General features: G+C 39.5%; 13 protein-coding genes. 11 read left to right on the top strand and 2 right to left on the bottom strand.

Annotation, left to right across the window (positions count from 1 at the left end; all coding sequences use genetic code 11):
• Nucleotides 1-304 precede the first annotated feature (304 nt).
• Genes ATG70_RS15955 through ATG70_RS15935 form a run of 5 tightly spaced genes read left to right on the top strand, consistent with a single transcriptional unit; the run spans nt 305 to nt 4,712 of the window.
• Nucleotides 305-1,423, top strand: coding sequence for a nucleotidyltransferase family protein (locus ATG70_RS15955; protein ID WP_098445245.1), 1,119 nt, complete (start codon nt 305-307; stop codon nt 1,421-1,423).
• A 20-nt stretch (nt 1,424-1,443) separates the two neighbouring features.
• Nucleotides 1,444-2,229, top strand: coding sequence for a hypothetical protein (locus ATG70_RS15950; RefSeq protein WP_098445244.1), 786 nt, complete (start codon nt 1,444-1,446; stop codon nt 2,227-2,229).
• Nucleotides 2,229-2,489 (top strand): PqqD family protein, encoded by a 261-nt coding sequence (locus ATG70_RS15945; RefSeq protein ID WP_098445243.1) that lies wholly within the window; start codon nt 2,229-2,231, stop codon nt 2,487-2,489. The genes ATG70_RS15950 and ATG70_RS15945 overlap by 1 nt, the downstream gene beginning before the upstream one ends.
• Entirely contained in the window at nt 2,486-2,959 is a 474-nt protein-coding gene (locus ATG70_RS15940; RefSeq protein ID WP_098445242.1) for a hypothetical protein, read from the top strand. Before ATG70_RS15945 ends, ATG70_RS15940 begins: the two co-directional genes overlap by 4 nt.
• The gene (locus ATG70_RS15935; protein WP_098445241.1) at nt 2,937-4,712 is read left to right on the top strand and encodes an ABC transporter ATP-binding protein; all 1,776 of its coding nucleotides are present in this window, start codon (nt 2,937-2,939) and stop codon (nt 4,710-4,712) included. Before ATG70_RS15940 ends, ATG70_RS15935 begins: the two co-directional genes overlap by 23 nt.
• A gap of 294 nt (nt 4,713-5,006) precedes the next feature.
• Here ATG70_RS15935 and ATG70_RS15930 read toward each other — a convergent pair whose 3' ends face one another.
• The gene (locus ATG70_RS15930; protein ID WP_098445240.1) at nt 5,007-6,365 is read right to left on the bottom strand and encodes an SLC45 family MFS transporter; all 1,359 of its coding nucleotides are present in this window, start codon (nt 6,363-6,365) and stop codon (nt 5,007-5,009) included.
• Nucleotides 6,366-6,770: 405 nt separating this feature from the next.
• Between ATG70_RS15930 and ATG70_RS15925 the strand changes: the two genes are divergently transcribed.
• Complete coding sequence (locus ATG70_RS15925; protein WP_098445239.1) at nt 6,771-8,405, top strand: DUF2207 domain-containing protein; 1,635 nt, start codon at nt 6,771-6,773, stop codon at nt 8,403-8,405.
• Between the two features lie 82 nt (nt 8,406-8,487).
• Here the strand turns inward: ATG70_RS15925 and ATG70_RS15920 are convergent, their stop codons facing one another.
• A complete protein-coding gene (locus tag ATG70_RS15920) occupies nt 8,488-10,059 on the bottom strand; it encodes an ATP-binding protein (protein ID WP_098445238.1) in 1,572 nt (523 codons plus the stop codon).
• 525 nt (nt 10,060-10,584) lie between these two features.
• Here ATG70_RS15920 and ATG70_RS15915 point away from each other — a divergent pair.
• The 5 genes from ATG70_RS15915 (at nt 10,585) to ATG70_RS15895 (ending at nt 16,899) form a co-directional block, all read left to right on the top strand.
• Complete coding sequence (locus ATG70_RS15915; protein WP_098445237.1) at nt 10,585-11,772, top strand: M14 family zinc carboxypeptidase; 1,188 nt, start codon at nt 10,585-10,587, stop codon at nt 11,770-11,772.
• A 62-nt stretch (nt 11,773-11,834) separates the two neighbouring features.
• Complete coding sequence (locus ATG70_RS15910; RefSeq protein WP_098445236.1) at nt 11,835-12,887, top strand: M14 family metallopeptidase; 1,053 nt, start codon at nt 11,835-11,837, stop codon at nt 12,885-12,887.
• 258 nt (nt 12,888-13,145) lie between these two features.
• The gene (locus tag ATG70_RS15905; RefSeq protein ID WP_098445235.1) at nt 13,146-13,940 is read left to right on the top strand and encodes an SDR family oxidoreductase; all 795 of its coding nucleotides are present in this window, start codon (nt 13,146-13,148) and stop codon (nt 13,938-13,940) included.
• A gap of 39 nt (nt 13,941-13,979) precedes the next feature.
• The gene (locus ATG70_RS15900; RefSeq protein ID WP_098445234.1) at nt 13,980-15,452 is read left to right on the top strand and encodes an FAD-binding oxidoreductase; all 1,473 of its coding nucleotides are present in this window, start codon (nt 13,980-13,982) and stop codon (nt 15,450-15,452) included.
• 13 nt (nt 15,453-15,465) lie between these two features.
• Complete coding sequence (locus ATG70_RS15895; RefSeq protein ID WP_098445233.1) at nt 15,466-16,899, top strand: FGGY-family carbohydrate kinase; 1,434 nt, start codon at nt 15,466-15,468, stop codon at nt 16,897-16,899.
• Nucleotides 16,900-16,984 lie beyond the last annotated feature (85 nt).

Here is a 16,984-nt window from a genome sequence, read left to right as displayed (position 1 = left end):
ATAGTTTATGAAAAAAATAAACATGTGTAGAGGTGTTTGTCCTAACATACACATCGTTACATATGAAAAAAATAAATTTTTCTTAAAACATGTTGTAATTTTGTTCTTTTGTGCGTTATAATGAACATGAACAAGAGATTTTTACATAAAAGGAGGTGGAAACTAATGAAAAAAGTTTATGAAGCTCCTCAAGTTCTTGCTCATCAGATGATTCAATTTGAAACAACTGCGTCTGGGAAAAAAGACAAAGATAAAGATAAGGACGACAAGAAGAAAGGATTTTAACTAGGAGAGGAGATTGGCTATGATTATGTCTTTGCTTGAGGAGATGTATACTCAAAAAGATATTTGTGAGGGGAGAGAGTGTGACTACATAGAATTGTTGAATGATATCGATGTGTTCGCTATAAAGTCCCAAGTGTATCATTATCTTAAATCACATCAGCAAACAAGTAGCTATTCACTCTTCCTTTTAAACAATTTAAAAGATTCTTATGAGAGAGCATCTTATCAAAACTTAATGCTTAGACATGAGCTTAGTCACCTCCTTGATTTTTTTGAAGAAGAAGCTTTGGAGGTAATTCCTTTAAAAGGAATTGTTTTCTCAGAAACCTATTTTGATAGTTTTTTGGCAAGAGGGACTGCTGACATCGATTTATTCATACGGTCGCAGGACCTGCAGAAATCGATTGCTCTGGTGAAAGCAGCAGGGTTTACAAAGGAAGAATCAGAGGATCCTTCTAATAATCATTGTTCTTTTGTAAAAACGAATTCTAATAGCTCTTTGTCTGTCACAGTGGAATTACATTGGAATTTAGATAAAGAATATTATTCTAATTTAAATGTCGATGTCTTCTGGGATAATTCGATTCGCTATTCTAATTATCATTATGTGAAAGAGTTATCGATACAAGATACATTTTACTTCTCTTGTCTTCATGCGGTTCGACATAAAATGGATTCGTTAAAATATTTTATTGATTTGCTCCAAATCTTATCAAAACATGCATTGGAAATTGATTATAATCAATTAAAAATCCGTGCTAAGACTGATAAGACATGGAGAAAAGTTAATACTTGCCTTTCAATTCTATATGGTGAGCTACCTTTTCTTAATAGAATTAAATCTTATCCATTTCAAAAAAAAGTTCTCTTTTGGAGTATAGAGAATGCACGCAAAGCTCAGAGAAATCATAAGGATCTTTCCTACTATATGTATAAATTTTATTTTAATCATTGTCTATTTGATTCTTTAAAACACCTTATCACTTCAACTAAAACATTTCATTTTATTTATCCGCCTAAGACTTATTTGGAGTATTTTCTAGGAGAAGATAAGGACATTCAATCAAGGTGGTTCCTTTTAAAACAATATTATTTAACGCTCTTTGAACAGCATTCGCTCAAGTATCATAAGGCATGACGAACCAGGGGGACTAATACATGAAACAGGAATGGATAGAAATAGGTGATCACATTCTAAGAATTAAGTCAAAGTCTGACAAGGCGATTCAATACATCGTTAATGAGTTTAAAGTAATATCGACTAAAGTTGAACATCAAGTTCACCTCAGTATTTTAATAGAATATGGATACGGTTATCCTTTTAATGGATTTGATGTAGATATCATAAAGGATGATGGAACTGTTTTCTATGATCGAGGCGATTATGTTATTGAAGTAGATGAAAGTTATAGAACTGCTACTATAAGAGCTTTTAATGACTTTGCCTTGAAACATGCTCTTATGAATTTATACAGTGTCTTTATTGTTCATCATAAGTGGGGTTTACTCATTCATTCCTCTTGTATGAGGGAAGGGGATAAAGCTTATCTATTTTCAGGGCAATCAGGTGCAGGTAAATCTACTGTTGTCGAATTATCTAGTCCGCGTCCGATCCTTTCTGACGAAGCAACAGTAGTGAAAGTTGAAAGAACTGCAACGAAAGTATATGACTCACCATTCCGAAGCGATACAGTTTCATCATTTCAACAACCAGCTATTGAGCTTGGAGGAATTCAACTTCTTGATCAATCAACTATTATTAAACGTTCTCCATTACAAAAATCTGATGCGATGATGAGTTTATTTGATAAAATTTTTTATTGGGCATTTGACTCGAATGAGACAAAGAAATTATTTGAGTTATTGAGTCAATTAATTAGTAATGTACCAGTATATAGACTTCAATTTCAAAAAAACGATCTATTTTGGAAGGAGATTTCTTAATGGAAACTTATATACGCCAAGCAGACCTTGAAGCAATCGAAATGGAAGGTAGTTGGGTTATTTTAAATCCTAACGACTACACAGTGACCAAGCTAAATGCTTTAGGGAGTGTTTGTTGGGAGCTGCTTACTAAAGAACAATCTGTGCAGTCACTAACTGAACAAATTCAAAAAGATTTCGAAGTTTCCTCTGAAATCGTTCAAAATGATATTACGCAATTTTTGGGTGAATTGATGGATGCTGGATTAATAACAAAATGAGTCAGCTACAAATGCTCAAGAAATTAATTGAAACGAATGATTATCTTGAGATTCCATCACATGGTTTAAGTATGTTCCCTATTATTACTCAAAAAAATATTTGTGTTTTTGAGAAATTTAACCTTCAAAACATTAGTAAAGGAGACATTCTCCTATTTGGAACCAAAGATGGGGGCATAACGGGGCATCGGTATTTGAGAACGATAAAATATGATCAGAAACTATGGCTTGTTTGCAAAGGTGATACAAATCTTTACCCTGATGAACCTGTCCTTGAAAACCAGGTTATTGGTAAGTTAACAATGATTAAGAAAAAAGACAGGGTTATAGATGTAACTAGACGAACTATGAAAATCTACAGTTACTTGATTTGTCATTTTCGTCTCATCCCAGCCTTACTACATGCTTACGTTCATAAAATATTAAAGAAAAGGAACGGAAAAGCCAATGAAGAGTCTAGCGCCAGTTAAAAGATTACTTGAGACAGGTGACATTAAAGGTTCCTTAACTTTTTTATCTTCATATATTAAACCGTACTGGAGAAGCTACTGCTGTCTCCTTTTTATTTTAATAGTAGACGTTTTTCTAATTCTACTCTTTGCTTGGTTGATGCAACATATTACTGACAGTGCAGTGAATGGAGATTTTAAAGAGTTGAAGACACTTTTCACTGTTGGATTAATTGCACTAGTTGTTACAGGCATCGTAGATTATTTTGATTCCTATTTAAGAACCTACACTGTAAGTCATGTAAAAAAAGATCTTCGAAGACAATTGTTTGAAAGATTTCTTTCTATTCCATATGCATCTTTTGAAAAAAATCATTCTGGTAAACTACTATCACATTTAACGAATGATATTGATAAGATCCATGGTGCCGTTGGCGGCGTGCTATTAAATTTAGTTCGTCTTCCTATCCTAGTTACTTCTATTTTTGTCTATCTTGTTTTATTGAATTGGCAATTATCTCTTCTATTTATCGTACTCGCTCCACTAACGATTATTTCAGGAATTGTATTTGGAAAGCAAATGAGAGACAGGAATCGTCTTATTCATAAACAAGTGGAAGATATGCACATCACATTAAATGATTCATTCGCTGGTAATATGGTTCTTCGGACGTTTAGTCTTGAATCGTTATTTCTAAGACGCTTCCAACAATCATCGGACGAACTTCTTCATAGTGAAATGAAAGAGGCCTCTATTCGTAGTTGGTTTAGTACAGCCGCTAATATGGCAGGAACGATGTCTTTCTTTATTACGTTAGGACTAGGAGCCTTTCTTGTAACGCATGGACAAATTACGATTGGGGTGTTACTCGCTTTTGTAAGTTTAATGCAAAGGTTGGTTTATCCTCTAACTTCCCTTGCAGAACAATGGGGAAGTTTTCAGCGTTCGATTGCTGCTGTTGAACGTATTATGGAAGCAATGCACGAAAAACCAGAAATGAATCTTAAGGATCATATAAATCCACCTGTTAGAATGAAACGAATGATTGAATTTAGAAACTTGGATTTTCACTATCAGAAAAATGATGAGTTATTTCAAAACTTTTCCTTGAAAGTGCCTGCTGGTAAAGTTACTGCTCTGGTTGGACCGAGTGGCGCAGGAAAAAGCACACTGTTCCATCTCCTTCAACGAGTTTATCAACCTCACAGCGGCAACATATTTTTTGATGATTTAGACGTCTACGCAATGTCAATAAATCAACAACGAAGTTATTTTTCTTATGTACCTCAAGACACATTCCTTTTTAGTGGAACAATTGAAGAAAATATCGCATTTGGTAGGATAGGTGCTAGCAGGTTGGAGATAATTGAAGCTGCTAAGAAAGCAAATGCCCATCAGTTCATTGTGGAGTTAAAAGGTGGTTATGATACAGAAGTAGGGGAAAGAGGATCAAGGTTATCTGGTGGACAAAAGCAACGAATTGCAATTGCTAGAGCCATTCTAAGAGACGCACCTATTTTGTTGCTAGATGAAGCAACTTCAGCGTTGGATAATGAATCAGAACGTCTAGTACAAGAAGCCATAGAGCGACTTATGGAAGGACGGACAACAATAATGATTGCCCACAGGTTATCTACAATTCGGAACGCGGATCATATTGTAGTAATCAATAAAGGTGAAGTGGTAGAACAAGGTTCACACGTGGAGCTAATTCAATCTGGAAGAATGTATGCCAATTTGTATAACAACAATGGGATGAGGGTAGCTCAGTAGGCATGTTGGATCACGTTGGGTGCCTGTAACCACCCTTTTATGTGGACCTATTTGCTATGTATTTATATTCTTTGTGTGAAAAGATTTCTTTAGCAACCAGAGTAATTGGGGGATTTGTTAAGAGAGACATCGCAAACATTATATCCCTTAAGTTAAACAAACGATTGATTAAAGAGTTTCTATTCTATTTCTTAAGTTAGACTATAAGACTTGAAAAGCCAGATAAGCTAATTGTCTGCTTAACTGGCTCGTTTTATGAATGTCATTCATTCAACAGAATCGTCTCGTTAATGTCTACTTCGCATAAGTCTCCCTAATAATCGGTACAGCCAACGCCCCAATCACAAGGAACACACCAGAAAGCAAGATCATAAACGGCATAGAAGATCCGATCAATGGGAACAGGACGAAGCTTAAGCATGACGCAATAATCTGCGGCAAGCAAATACTCCCGTTAAATAGCCCAAGGTATGTACCCATGTTTTTACCTTTTAGCGCATTCGTTAGAATTGTGAATGGGAAGGTCATCATTGCTGCCCAAGCAATTCCGATTAATGTAAAGGAAATAACGAGTGCCCACTGATTGTGAACGAAGAAGACCGATCCAAATCCGATTCCACCTAGCAATAAGCTAATCGAGTAGTAGAATTTGCGTGAGTTATTTGGAATTCGGGATAAGGCGAGAGACCAGAGTACTGCGCCAATTGACTGAACCGCTGTTAGAATCCCAAACCAGTTTCCGGCATCTTGATAAGCTGCACTAGAAGGATCGCTCGTATTCCAAACGTTTAACGCAATGGCTCCTGTGCCATACGTCCATAAGTATTGAAAGCCCATCCAGCAAAATAGTTGAACGAGGGTAACGGTCCAAAATACTTTCGGAGCGCTTCCAAGTAATTTAAAAATGTTTACTTTTTCTTTCGTCGATTCTTTTGAAATGCCGTGATAGACGGCAAATTCATCTGGTGTATACTCTTTTACTTTCAATACGGTAACGAGACTACAAATGATTAAAACACCTGCGCCGGCATAAAAAGAAATAACGACGGATTGTGGGATAACCCCTTTTGGTGCACTATTTGATACACCAAGAAGTGTTAACGCAAAAGGAAAAATACTAGCTAAGACAGCACCGCTATTAGATAGAAAGCTTTGGATCGAATAGGCGAATCCTTTTTGTTCTTTGTTTACCATATCTCCTACCATCATTTTAAACGGCTGCATCGCCATGTTTGATGAAACATCCATAAATAGGATGGCAATGGCGCCAAACGTCATCGCTGTCACTGCAGTAAATCCGAAACTACCTGAGTTCGGCAATAGACACATGACAATAACGGCAACAACAGCGCCAACGAGTAGATAAGGAATTCGACGACCAAGCCTCGGCATCCAGGTCCGGTCTGAGAAATAACCAACTAAAGGTTGGACGATTAGTCCAGCCAGTGGAGGTAGGATAAAGAACAATCCGAGATTATGAGGATCGGCTCCAAGCGTTTGGAAAATTCGTCCCATGTTTGCACTTTGCAATGAAAAGGCCATCTGGACACCTAAAAAACCGAAACTAATTAACCAAATTGTTGTGAGAGGCAGAGCGGGTAGTTCTTTCTGATATCGTTTTTCACTGGATGTGGCAACTTGTTCTTGTAACATCATTTCCTCCTATGTATGGATAGATTTTAAAGTTGATAAGCTATGAAAAATTGAAAACAATGCAATCGCTTGCACATAAATGAAAAAATAAATGCTGCACTCGCAAGTCGTTGCAAACAGCTTTTGATCGACATGTTTCATAATAGGAATACTTTACTGGCAATGATTTCGCTCTAAAACTGTGAATTTTCAAGTGAAGTACTAAAGGGATACTTCGTTAAACCAATAAAGCGTTTTCCTTGAATAGTATATACTAGCTGATAACGTTTACGCAACCGTTTGCATTAAAATTATTGTGACGATCACGTTAAAACAGATTTTCTGTCCGTAAGTCATTCACTTGTAACTTTTACCTTTTTTAATCGTATATAAAGTTGTAAATGTACTCGAAAGAAGGTTGATCCTATGAAAAAGGTGCTAAGTGTATGTGTCTTACTTCTAATTTTGTTCATTCCAACGCATGTATGGGCTGTTGAGTTTTCGATTGAATCGACCGATATCGAAGCTCAACTGCGCCAGGACGGTCAGGTAGATGTAACAGAAAGCCACACTTATGAATTTGAAGGAGATTTTAACGGCATTACAAGGACACTCATACCGAAAGAGAATACGACTATTCATAACTTCCAAGCTTCTGAAGATGGTGAAAAGCTTAAAGTGAAGAAGGAGGGGAATCTGTACAAGGTTTATCGTGGAGGATCAGATGAAACTGTCACGGTCAACATTAAATACACCGTCAGTCAAGGTGTGGAACGGTTTGAAGATGTTGCCCAGTTCTATTATCCTTTTTTCGATGATAGCAATGAAACAACCTATGAAAATATGCGGATTACGGTTGTCCCGCCCAAACCTACTGATGTGAAGGCAGCATATGGATATGATGAAGCCTATGAGACTGTCGAAACAATTGATAAGGGGACGGTCGTTTTCAACTTGGGGGAAGTACCGAGTGAGGAGAACGGAGATATACGTGTTGCATACGATGCCTCTCTTTTTTCAGAAGCCCCTCTGACGGCCGAAAAGCCGATGCTCGATAATATTCTTTTGGAAAAAGAGAAAATGGATGCAGAAGTGGCGGCAAAAATAGAAGCGAGAGAGCAATGGGGTGGAGTTGCACCTGTGATTGTTGGTGGATTGCTTCTAATTGCAGTTGGGTTGATCGTTCAAGCCATCAGAAAAAAGAGAATGACAGGGATTGAAATTAAACGGCAGCTTAGCGGAAATGGACGCTTTCCAGATACGGAAATGAGCTTGCCCGCGACTCTTTTATTTACAGGCGGAAATCTTAAAGCATCAGCGATTATCGCTTCATTGCTTGAACTCGTTCGAAAAGGGAACATCAAGAAAGTTTCAGATGAAGAATTTGAACTTGTAAGTAGGGAGACAGATTTTAGGCATGAAACGAGATTAATGGAATGGTTATTTGATGAAATAGCCGATGATACGACTTTTCATGTTGATGATCTGGACAGCTATGTGAAAGAGAAGAAGAACCACGAAAAATTCCAAGGAAGCTTCTCCGCATGGAAGGAAGCGGTAAGGAGAGAAGTTAAACAAAATAATTTAACAGAAAAAGCAGGGAAGATCCGCTGGATTTCAGGGTTATCCGCACTCCTGTCTTTCACCAGTATCTTTTTGTTTGCTTATCATAGTCTCTTTCTCTGGATGTTTGCGGTTGTCTTGCTATTTCTATTCTTCCTCATCTTTGCCGTAGCGTACCGACCATTAAATGAAAAGGGAAGAAGAATCATGGAAACACTGACACCGCTGAAGTTGAGCGATGAATGGAAATCGTGGGATGAAGATGAACAAGTTCCAGCTTTTCTCTATCAAATCGGAGCAGGAAAGCGAAAAATGTCCGCTAGTTTCGCTACTTCATCGCAAAGTAATGAATGGATGATTTACCTTCTATTAGCGGAAACATTTCAATCAGGCTTTGAGAAAGCCGATCACCAAACTGCGGTATCAGCCGCTGGTACCGCAGGCGGAGGCGGTGGATCAGGCGCAGGTGGTGGGGGAGGAGGTTCTGGGGCTTTTTAAAAAAGAACCCGAAAAAAACCAGGTGAGCTAGCCCACCTGGTTTTTCGCTATGTTAAAGATAGGCAACATCACCCTTTTTACATTACAGCGGAAGTGTAAACTCTATCATCGTTCCTTCACCTTCTGTGGAGTGAATTGTATATGTCCCTTGATGGGCTTTAATGAGATCAAGGCTAATCGCTAGCCCCATTCCGAGTCCATCTTCTTTTGTACTCATAAAAGGCGAACCTAGCTGATCCAGCATTTGTGGTGACATGCCGTGCCCTTCGTCTATGATCTTCACTGTCACAGCCGAAGTGTTAGGGAATGATGAGATCCGAACGTTTCCACCATCTGGCTGGGCTTCAATGGCATTCTTGATAAAGTTGATCAGAACCTGTTTGATTTGAGAACCATCGATCGAAAGGATAGGATTCGAAATAGCGGGTTCAAAATGAAGAGTTACTTGGTGTGTACGGGCATAGCTCTTCATCAGGCATACCGTATCTTGTATGATATTCTGTAGGTTTTCTGGCTTTTTTTGACTTACCTGTGCTTTTCCTAGCATCACAAATTGGTCGACGAGATGACGCATGCGTTCAAGCTCTGACATAATGATTTTGCGATGCCCCCGCTGTTTCTCGTCTGGAAGTTCATCCATTAATTGCGTCAATCCAATAATAGAGGTTAATGGGTTACGAATTTCATGAGCAAACCCTGCCCCTAATTTTCCAATAGCAGATAGTTTCTCCGACTGAATGACCCTTTTTTGTAGGTCGTAATAGGATTGCATATCTCGGAACTGTGCGAAAAAGCCAATAAATTGATTCAGCTGGTCAAAGAGAGGCGTTACATCCAACAGGCAAGCTTTTTCACCTTGTGAAAAGATCACTTCTATATTTTCCAACTTGCTTTTGTCATTTAAGACTTGCCGAATAAATGATTCTAATTCCGGAATCATCTCAATGTCTTTGCCTATTGATTCTGTCTCGAGCCACCCGGTGATTCTTTCGGCGCTATCATTCATTTCTTGAATTTCTCCGAATTGATTCGTCATCACAATGCCAAGTGGAGTAGCATTCATTAAGACCTGATTCATAAGGTGAAAGCGTTCATTTTGAAGCTGAACTTTTATTTCTCTCTCAATGGCATCGACTGCTGAAGACAATAATCCGAGATAAAAGTGGGTTGCATGTTCTTTTGTTGTCATAAGAGAGAGAGTACCTTTTTCTTCTCCATACGAAAACGGAGCTGAAAAACACGCAAGTTCTTTAAAGTAGTGATGATAATGGTCGTTTCCAATTAGTTGAATCGGTTCTTCGTAAGTTAGCGCAAGCGAAATGGAGTTCGTTCCAACGTCCTTTTCAGCATAACGAACTCCTTTCGTAATTCCTAGCACTTCCACGATCTCATTTATCTGCTGATCTCCATGAATATCAAGAACATATCCTTCACCGTCGGTCGCAACGATAAGCGTAGGTGTTTGTGAAGTGTAAACTAATAACTTTTGCATAAATTGTTGAAGTATAATTCGAATTGGTTCAAATTGACGTTTTCGAGCCTCGAGTTGTTTTGTCGTAAGAGAAACCTTTAAAAAAGGAATCTCCTCAGGCTTCAAACCGTATATGTTTGCACAATTCTCTTTTGATTTTTGTATATATGTTTCAAATTTCATCAAGACTTTCCCCTTTCAAACGCCCTTACCCATACCAGAATGTTAGTCGACCTTTACCGCGCTCTCTCTATTAGTGAAGGTTTTTGATCTTACTAAAATGGACAAGCAAGAAATTGACTGATGAAAACAACCAACGGAAAATATTCTCTTAGCTTGTATCCATTTGTTGTAGTATCTGAATGGCTACTTCTCTATTTTATCGATATCCATTCAGAACCTTAATATGAATATTTTACCAGAATACCACAATCAGGCATGATCTTCCTTCTTTTCTACTCTCTATATCGACATTTTTTATAAACTTATTAGGTTTCTTGAATCGAAAATTTGTAAATTAGAAACCATGATCTCCATCTAACGTCCTTTTTCTTTTTAGATTTGGATTTCTTATTCCTATGTAAAAGGAACTATTTCGTAAATCCACCTTAGTTCAAACGATTGGTTTTACGCGCAAACAACAGGGCTTCAGGTAACGTAAAGAGAATGACTACTTTGTACAGTCTATTAAAATCGAGGAGGAATGAAATGAGTCGAAAAAAGAAGTTAACCGTCTTATGTAGCACGCTTTTACTTTCATCCGTCTTTGCAAGTCCGACGATGGCAGCACCGAACGACAAACCTGTTCAAGCGCAAAGTCAGGAATACGCGATCTCTGGTTTTATTAGTCATGCAGAATTGAGTAAGAAGCTCATGCAGATTGAAAAGAGCAGTCAGGGAAATGTTCAAGTTCAAGTTGCTGGCTACTCAAACCTCGATCGTGAAATTTATACAGCAACGGTTGGTTCAGGAGATAAAGTGATCCTCGTCCAAAGTGAGATTCATGGAAACGAAAAAACAGGTACGGCAGCACTATTGAATTTATTGCAGCAGCTCGGCTCGAATTCGCCAGAAGCTAAGAAAATACGTGAGGAAGTCACCATTGTCGCGATGCCAATGGTAAATCCGGATGCGACAGAGTTAAATCGTCGTGGCAATGACATGTCGTGGAGTGAGGTCGTAACTGATTTTCCTCAGCTCGCTAGTGCGTCCCCATCATGGAACTACTACACGTATACGAATCAATATTGGGACTACGCATCAAATCCAGGTTTTGATGTCAATCGGGACTTCAATCCGGATCTTGATTATGTGCCACAACCTGAAGATTTTCCGAGTAACTCTTCGAATCCTGGCTGGTACATTACCCCTGAAGCGCAAACCGTTCGTGATGTGTATAAAGGGCTAATGAATGAATTTGGCAAAGTCGATGTGTTTGTTGACTTGCATCATCAAGGTGAATATTTCGTTGAGGGAACGGATGATAAAGTGACGCTCTCGATTTCAGGAGATTTTGTTCCAGATCCAGACAGTGAAGAGGGCGTGGAATATCGTGAGTATGCCGATACATACGATGGTGATTTCTCAAAGCAGTTAAATGTTTCGGTTTATAACGCCCTGCAGGAGCGAGGCGATTCACCATTCGACAATATTACGCTGTATCCGCAAGGTTTGGATTTACCTGGGACGGCACTTGGTTCATTCGCCCTTAATGGAAGCGGCGCGGTGCTGTTTGAAGTGACGGGACAAACGCAAAGCTACGGTCAGAAGGAAAAAGGAAGACTTATTAAAGCCGTTGAAATTGGGCTTTATGGAATTATTGATGGTGTGACGAGCGGAGATGTTTATGAGATTAATCCTAATGAATATGATGAGATTCCATTAACAGAGCGGTAAGAGCTTTTGACAAAATGTAAGCGAAAACAAAAATAGCGAATGTGATTTTTAGGAGGATAATAGTGAAAAAACAAATTCTAACGTTAACAGTAGCAGGAACAATGCTGGTGTCTGGATCCTTTTTAACAGGGAATACCGCGCTAGCCGGAGAGAATGGACCGAATGGACCTAATTATGGCGGCAATGAAACGATTAAGAATGAGCGTCTGCATTCTTATGAAGAGATGGTGAGCTTTTTAGAAAAAATTGAGCAGCGTTCTGAGGCGCTGGAGCTCGAGGTGTACGGTCAGTCCGTTAAAGGAAGAGACCTTTACCTTGCGAAGTTTGGCAACATGGATCCAGATAACCCAACGATTCTATTTCTAACGCAGCAGCATGGGAATGAAACGTTAACAACGGAAGGTGCCCTTGAGGTGATTAAGTATTTATCATCGAACGGAAAAGACGTGCAGAACATTCTTGATAACGTGAATGTGTTGATCGCGCCACGATTAAATGTCGACGGGGCAGAAGGCGATGTGAATTTTTCATTAGAAGACTATGTTTCTGGCACGCATACGCGCTATAATGCCAACGAAGTGGATCTGAATCGTGACCACGTCGATCGCGAGCAGCCTGAAACGAAGGCGCTTCATGAAAATGTGCTACAAAAATATTCTCCGGATTACATGATTGACCTGCATCATCAAGGAACACAAACAACACTCGGTGACACGGGCGAATTGGTGTCTGGATCGATTTTGTATCCAACAAATGAGACAGTCGATCCGGAAGTCGTGGAACAGTCGAAGGAACTTGGTGCTGTCGTGTATAACGCGGTAGAAGCCAAAGGCTATGGACTGCTTTCCAAGTATCCAGGCGGCAGTGCACCGACGATTAGCAGAAACGGACTGGCGATGGAATATGGCATTGCAACGCTTCTTTTTGAAATGCGCGGCATGGCCGATCATTATCGCGATGACTATGTTCTCGGACAGAAGAGTAATGGCTACTTGATTCAACAGGCTGTAACGGCGATGAAGGCAAGTCTCAATGCGCTTGCCGACGATTCCATTGATTCAGCGGATACGTCTTTCTGGGATACGCTTCCTGATAGCAATTATGATGGGGAGTAAGGGAGAAGCGATACTCCATTAAGGATATTAACTGAAAGCAGCTACTCTATTTAATAGAGTAGCTGCTTTTTTAATTTTAAGTAGGGAGTTTTAGAAAGGAAGTTAGATTAGTGTTTTTTAATTGCAGAAGGAAAATTTTCTTTTATTAAATTATATATAGCTTTTTTAGAGAAATTTCTCTATAAATCCTTGCCTTTTATTTTCTGAAAGATTAGAATAAACCTAGTTAATCCATTCTGAAAGGTGGCAAGGTTGAGGATGAACCCCGAAGTAAATGACATTACGGATTTTAATATGAACTTTTTTAGCTTGAAGGGAAAAGTAGCTATTATTACTGGTGGTAATTCAGGAATTGGTCAGGGGTTTGCCCTTGCGCTTGCGAAGGCTGGGGCAAATATTTTTGCCGTTAGTATGACGGAAGACGATGATCAGACGAGGGAGCTAATTGAAGCAGAAGGCGTTCACTATTATTTAATGGTTGGCAATCTGACAGAAGACGGTTTTTGTAAAGCGATTGTTGATGAATGCGTAAGTGTTTATGGAAAGATCGATATTTTGATTAATAATGCAGGCATTGGCATCTATGAACCTGATGTTACAAAGTTTACGAGATTGCATTGGGATAAGATGGTTTCAGTGAATTTGGACGCACCGTTTGAATTGTCACATGAAGTGGCAAAACAGATGATTCCGCAACGAAGTGGAAAAATCATTAACACATGTTCCTTGTTTTCGTATCTTGGTGGCCAATGGTCTCCAGCTTATGCAGCAACAAAACATGGTTTAGCCGGTTTCACGAAAGCATATTGTGATGAACTTGCTCAATATAACATTCAAGTGAATGGAATAGCACCTGGTTATTTTGCTACAGACGTGACGAAGGCGACAAGGGAGAACCTTGAAAGCAACCAGCGCGTCCTCGATCACATTCCCGCCAATAGATGGGGGAACATCCAAGATCTGATGGGGGCGGTTGTTTTCTTAGCATCTGACGCGTCAAACTATGTGAACGGTACACTACTAAATGTCGACGGCGGCTATCTCGTACGATAAATTCTACAAAAATATGATATTGATAAAGGAGAATAAATGATGAAAAACCTATTAGAAGAGTTGAAGTCTCTACTTTCTGAGGATCAAATCGTGACAAAGGAAGAGGCGCTATACGATGCTTCGGCGGATCGCTACAAAAAGTATGCGAAAACGAAAAACGTACTCGACGTCCCAGCTCCAATTGCAATTGTGTTCCCACATTCCACGGAAGAAGTGAAAACACTTCTTATGTTCTGTAACGAAAACAATATTAACGTGATTCCAAGAAGCGGAAAGACTGGTACTGAGGGTGGTCTTGAGAACTGGAAAGAAACCACCATTGTCATCGATGGATCTAAGATGAATGAAATTATTAAAATGGATACGTATAACATGCAGGCGACGGTTCAGTCTGGCGTAAAACTTCAAACGCTTGAAGATGAGCTACGTAAACTAGGCTATACAACGGGTCACTCTCCACAGTCCAAGCCAGTAGCGCAATATGGTGGTCTTGTTTCAACAAGAAGTATCGGGCAGCTTTCCACTTTATATGGTGCAATTGAAGATATGGTTGTTGGTCTTGAGTGTGTGTTCCCAGAAGGACAAGTTTCAAAGATTAAGAACGTTCCGAGACGTTCTGGTGGCCCTGATATTCGCCACATTGCGATTGGAAACGAAGGGGCACTTTGTTATATCACTGAAGTAACGGTGAAGATTTTTAAACACAATCCAGAGAATAATGCGTTCCACGGCTACTTGATTAAAGATGTAGAAACAGGAATTAAAGTGCTACGTGAAGTAATGGTGAACGGTTACCGTCCATCTGTTGCACGCGTGTATTCTGAAGAAGATGCTAGACAGCATTTTGAGCACTTTTATAAAGATAAGTGCGTGTTGATTTTTATGGCAGAAGGTCCTAAAGGAATCGTAGAAGCAACAAACGCTGGTATTGAAGAAGCGGTTGAGAAGTTTCAGTCCGGTATTGTTGAAAAGGTTGATTCTTCGTTAATTGAATCATGGTTTAACAACTTGAACTGGGATGAAAGCCGCATCGAGCGTGAAATTCAAGACATGGTCGATCACAATACGCATGATGGCTTTACAACAGAAGTGTCGGCTGATTGGGAAACGATTCCGAAGCTTTATAATAACGTCATCGAACGGATTAAGAATGAGTTTGATCGCGCAGATGAGCTCACAATGCTTGGTGGTCATTCCTCTCACAGCTATTTAAATGGTACAAATATGTATTTCGTCTACAACTATACGATTAACTGTGCACCAGAAGATGAAATGCGCATTTATCACCACCCAATTCACGAGATTATTATTGAAGAAACGTTGAAGCTAGGCGGCTCGATGTGTCACCACCATGGTATTGGGAAGTACCGTTCTGAATGGACAAAAGAAGAGCACGGCTCTGCGTACTATATGTTAGAAAAACTTAAAGAAGCGTTTGATCCAAAAGGAATCATGAATCACGGAACGATTTTCCCTCAACCTAGCGAAGTGAAAAAGTATATTAGAAGCTAAGAGGAGGGAAACCATGGCGAATCGATACATCATGGGGATTGATAATGGTTCACAAAGTACAAAAGTAGTGATCTTTGATCTAGAAGGGAATGAAGTCGCCTACGGTTCACAAGCGTTAAGGGAAACCTTAACACCTGAACCAGGCGTCGTTATTCATCCGGACGATGACTTATGGGACAGTGTTTATCATGGTATGAAAAACTGTTTAGCGAATTTCAACGGTGACCCGAAAGAAATTGAAGCGATTGGGTTATGTACGATCCGTTGCTGCCGTGTGTTATTGAATGAAGATGGTAATCTAGCCCATCCAGCCATTAGCTGGATGGATGCTCGATTATCAAAACCGTATGAGCACGAAGATGATCGCGTGCAGTATGTGACGACCACGTCAGGTTACTTAGGACTTCGGTTAACGGGAGAATACAACGATACAGCTGGTAACTGTGAAGTTTTTTGGCCAGTTGATCGGGAAACGTTGGATTGGTCTCGCGATGATGACGTGATTCATGAAAACGGTCTGCGGAGAGAGATGTTATTTAACCTTGTGAAGCCTGGTGAAAAGCTTGGTTCAATTCGTAGAGAGCTTGCGGAAGTGTTTGGTTTAAGTGAAGGCATTCCAGTTGTCGCAACGTCAAACGATAAAGCGGTGGAAGTGCTCGGTTCTGGAATTCAAAATGAAAACTCCATTATGATTTCGCTCGGAACGTTTATTTCTTCGATGTTATTGAGAGATAACTATTACGAGGGTGCGAAAAACTTTTTCCCCACGTTCGCATCGATTCCATTCAAATATGTTTATGAATCAAATGGGATTCGACGGGGATTATGGACAGTTAGCTGGTTTAAGAAATTAATTGGCGAAGAACTCGTAACGGAAGCAAAGAAGTTAGAGGTTTCGGAGGAAGAGTTTCTGAATCGTAAGGCAGAAGAAGTTCCTGTTGGTAGTGATGGGTTGATTACGATTTTGGATTGGTTGGCTTCACCGGATAAACCTTACCGAAAAGGAATGATGATTGGCTTTGATCAACGTCACTCCAGGTATCATATCTACCGTTCAATATTGGAAGCGATTGCGTTTAATATTAAAAACAATATTGAAGATATGTTAGAAGAAATCGATGTGGAGCTGAATGAAGTTGTCGTTATTGGCGGAGGTTCGAAGAGTGATGTGATCATGCAAATCATGGCCGATTTGTTTGGTTTGCCGGTGCATCGACGGAAGGGGAGCAGTAGTGCCTGTTTAGGTGCTGCGATTAGTGCTTCTCAGTACTTAGGTGTTTACGATGATTTTTCTGAAGCGATTGAGCAAATGGTGAAAACAGAAAAAACGTTCAAACCGGTCTCTGATCATCATGATTTTTATAACAAGGTGAATGAAACTGTTGTGAAAAATGTTAGAAAGCATACGGATGAAATATTGAAGCTTTCTTATCCGATTTTTAAGTAAGCATTCTTTGGGAATCATGTTATGGTAGACCTATTGATCATGGTGACATGATCAGTTCGAGAGAAAAGCAATCGTTATTTTCGAA

Origin of the sequence: Bacillus sp. es.036 (assembly GCF_002563635.1) — a bacterium.
Classification (GTDB): domain Bacteria; phylum Bacillota; class Bacilli; order Bacillales; family Guptibacillaceae; genus Guptibacillus.
Note: the sequence above shows the minus strand (reverse complement) of the source record. Positions and strands in the feature narration are given on the sequence as shown.

Excerpts from the sequence above, each read along its gene's own strand:
- ATG70_RS15950 (WP_098445244.1), top strand. The coding sequence starts at position 1,444 with ATGAAACAGGAATGGATAGAAATAGGTGATCACATTCTAAGAATTAAG.
- ATG70_RS15940 (WP_098445242.1), top strand. The coding sequence starts at position 2,486 with ATGAGTCAGCTACAAATGCTCAAGAAATTAATTGAAACGAATGATTAT.
- ATG70_RS15920 (WP_098445238.1), bottom strand. The coding sequence starts at position 10,059 with ATGAAATTTGAAACATATATACAAAAATCAAAAGAGAATTGTGCAAAC.
- ATG70_RS15900 (WP_098445234.1), top strand. The coding sequence starts at position 13,980 with ATGAAAAACCTATTAGAAGAGTTGAAGTCTCTACTTTCTGAGGATCAA.
- ATG70_RS15895 (WP_098445233.1), top strand. The coding sequence starts at position 15,466 with ATGGCGAATCGATACATCATGGGGATTGATAATGGTTCACAAAGTACA.
- ATG70_RS15925 (WP_098445239.1), top strand. The coding sequence starts at position 6,771 with ATGAAAAAGGTGCTAAGTGTATGTGTCTTACTTCTAATTTTGTTCATT.
- ATG70_RS15905 (WP_098445235.1), top strand. The coding sequence starts at position 13,146 with ATGAACCCCGAAGTAAATGACATTACGGATTTTAATATGAACTTTTTT.
- ATG70_RS15955 (WP_098445245.1), top strand. The coding sequence starts at position 305 with ATGATTATGTCTTTGCTTGAGGAGATGTATACTCAAAAAGATATTTGT.
- ATG70_RS15930 (WP_098445240.1), bottom strand. The coding sequence starts at position 6,365 with ATGTTACAAGAACAAGTTGCCACATCCAGTGAAAAACGATATCAGAAA.
- ATG70_RS15915 (WP_098445237.1), top strand. The coding sequence starts at position 10,585 with ATGAGTCGAAAAAAGAAGTTAACCGTCTTATGTAGCACGCTTTTACTT.
- ATG70_RS15935 (WP_098445241.1), top strand. The coding sequence starts at position 2,937 with ATGAAGAGTCTAGCGCCAGTTAAAAGATTACTTGAGACAGGTGACATT.
- ATG70_RS15945 (WP_098445243.1), top strand. The coding sequence starts at position 2,229 with ATGGAAACTTATATACGCCAAGCAGACCTTGAAGCAATCGAAATGGAA.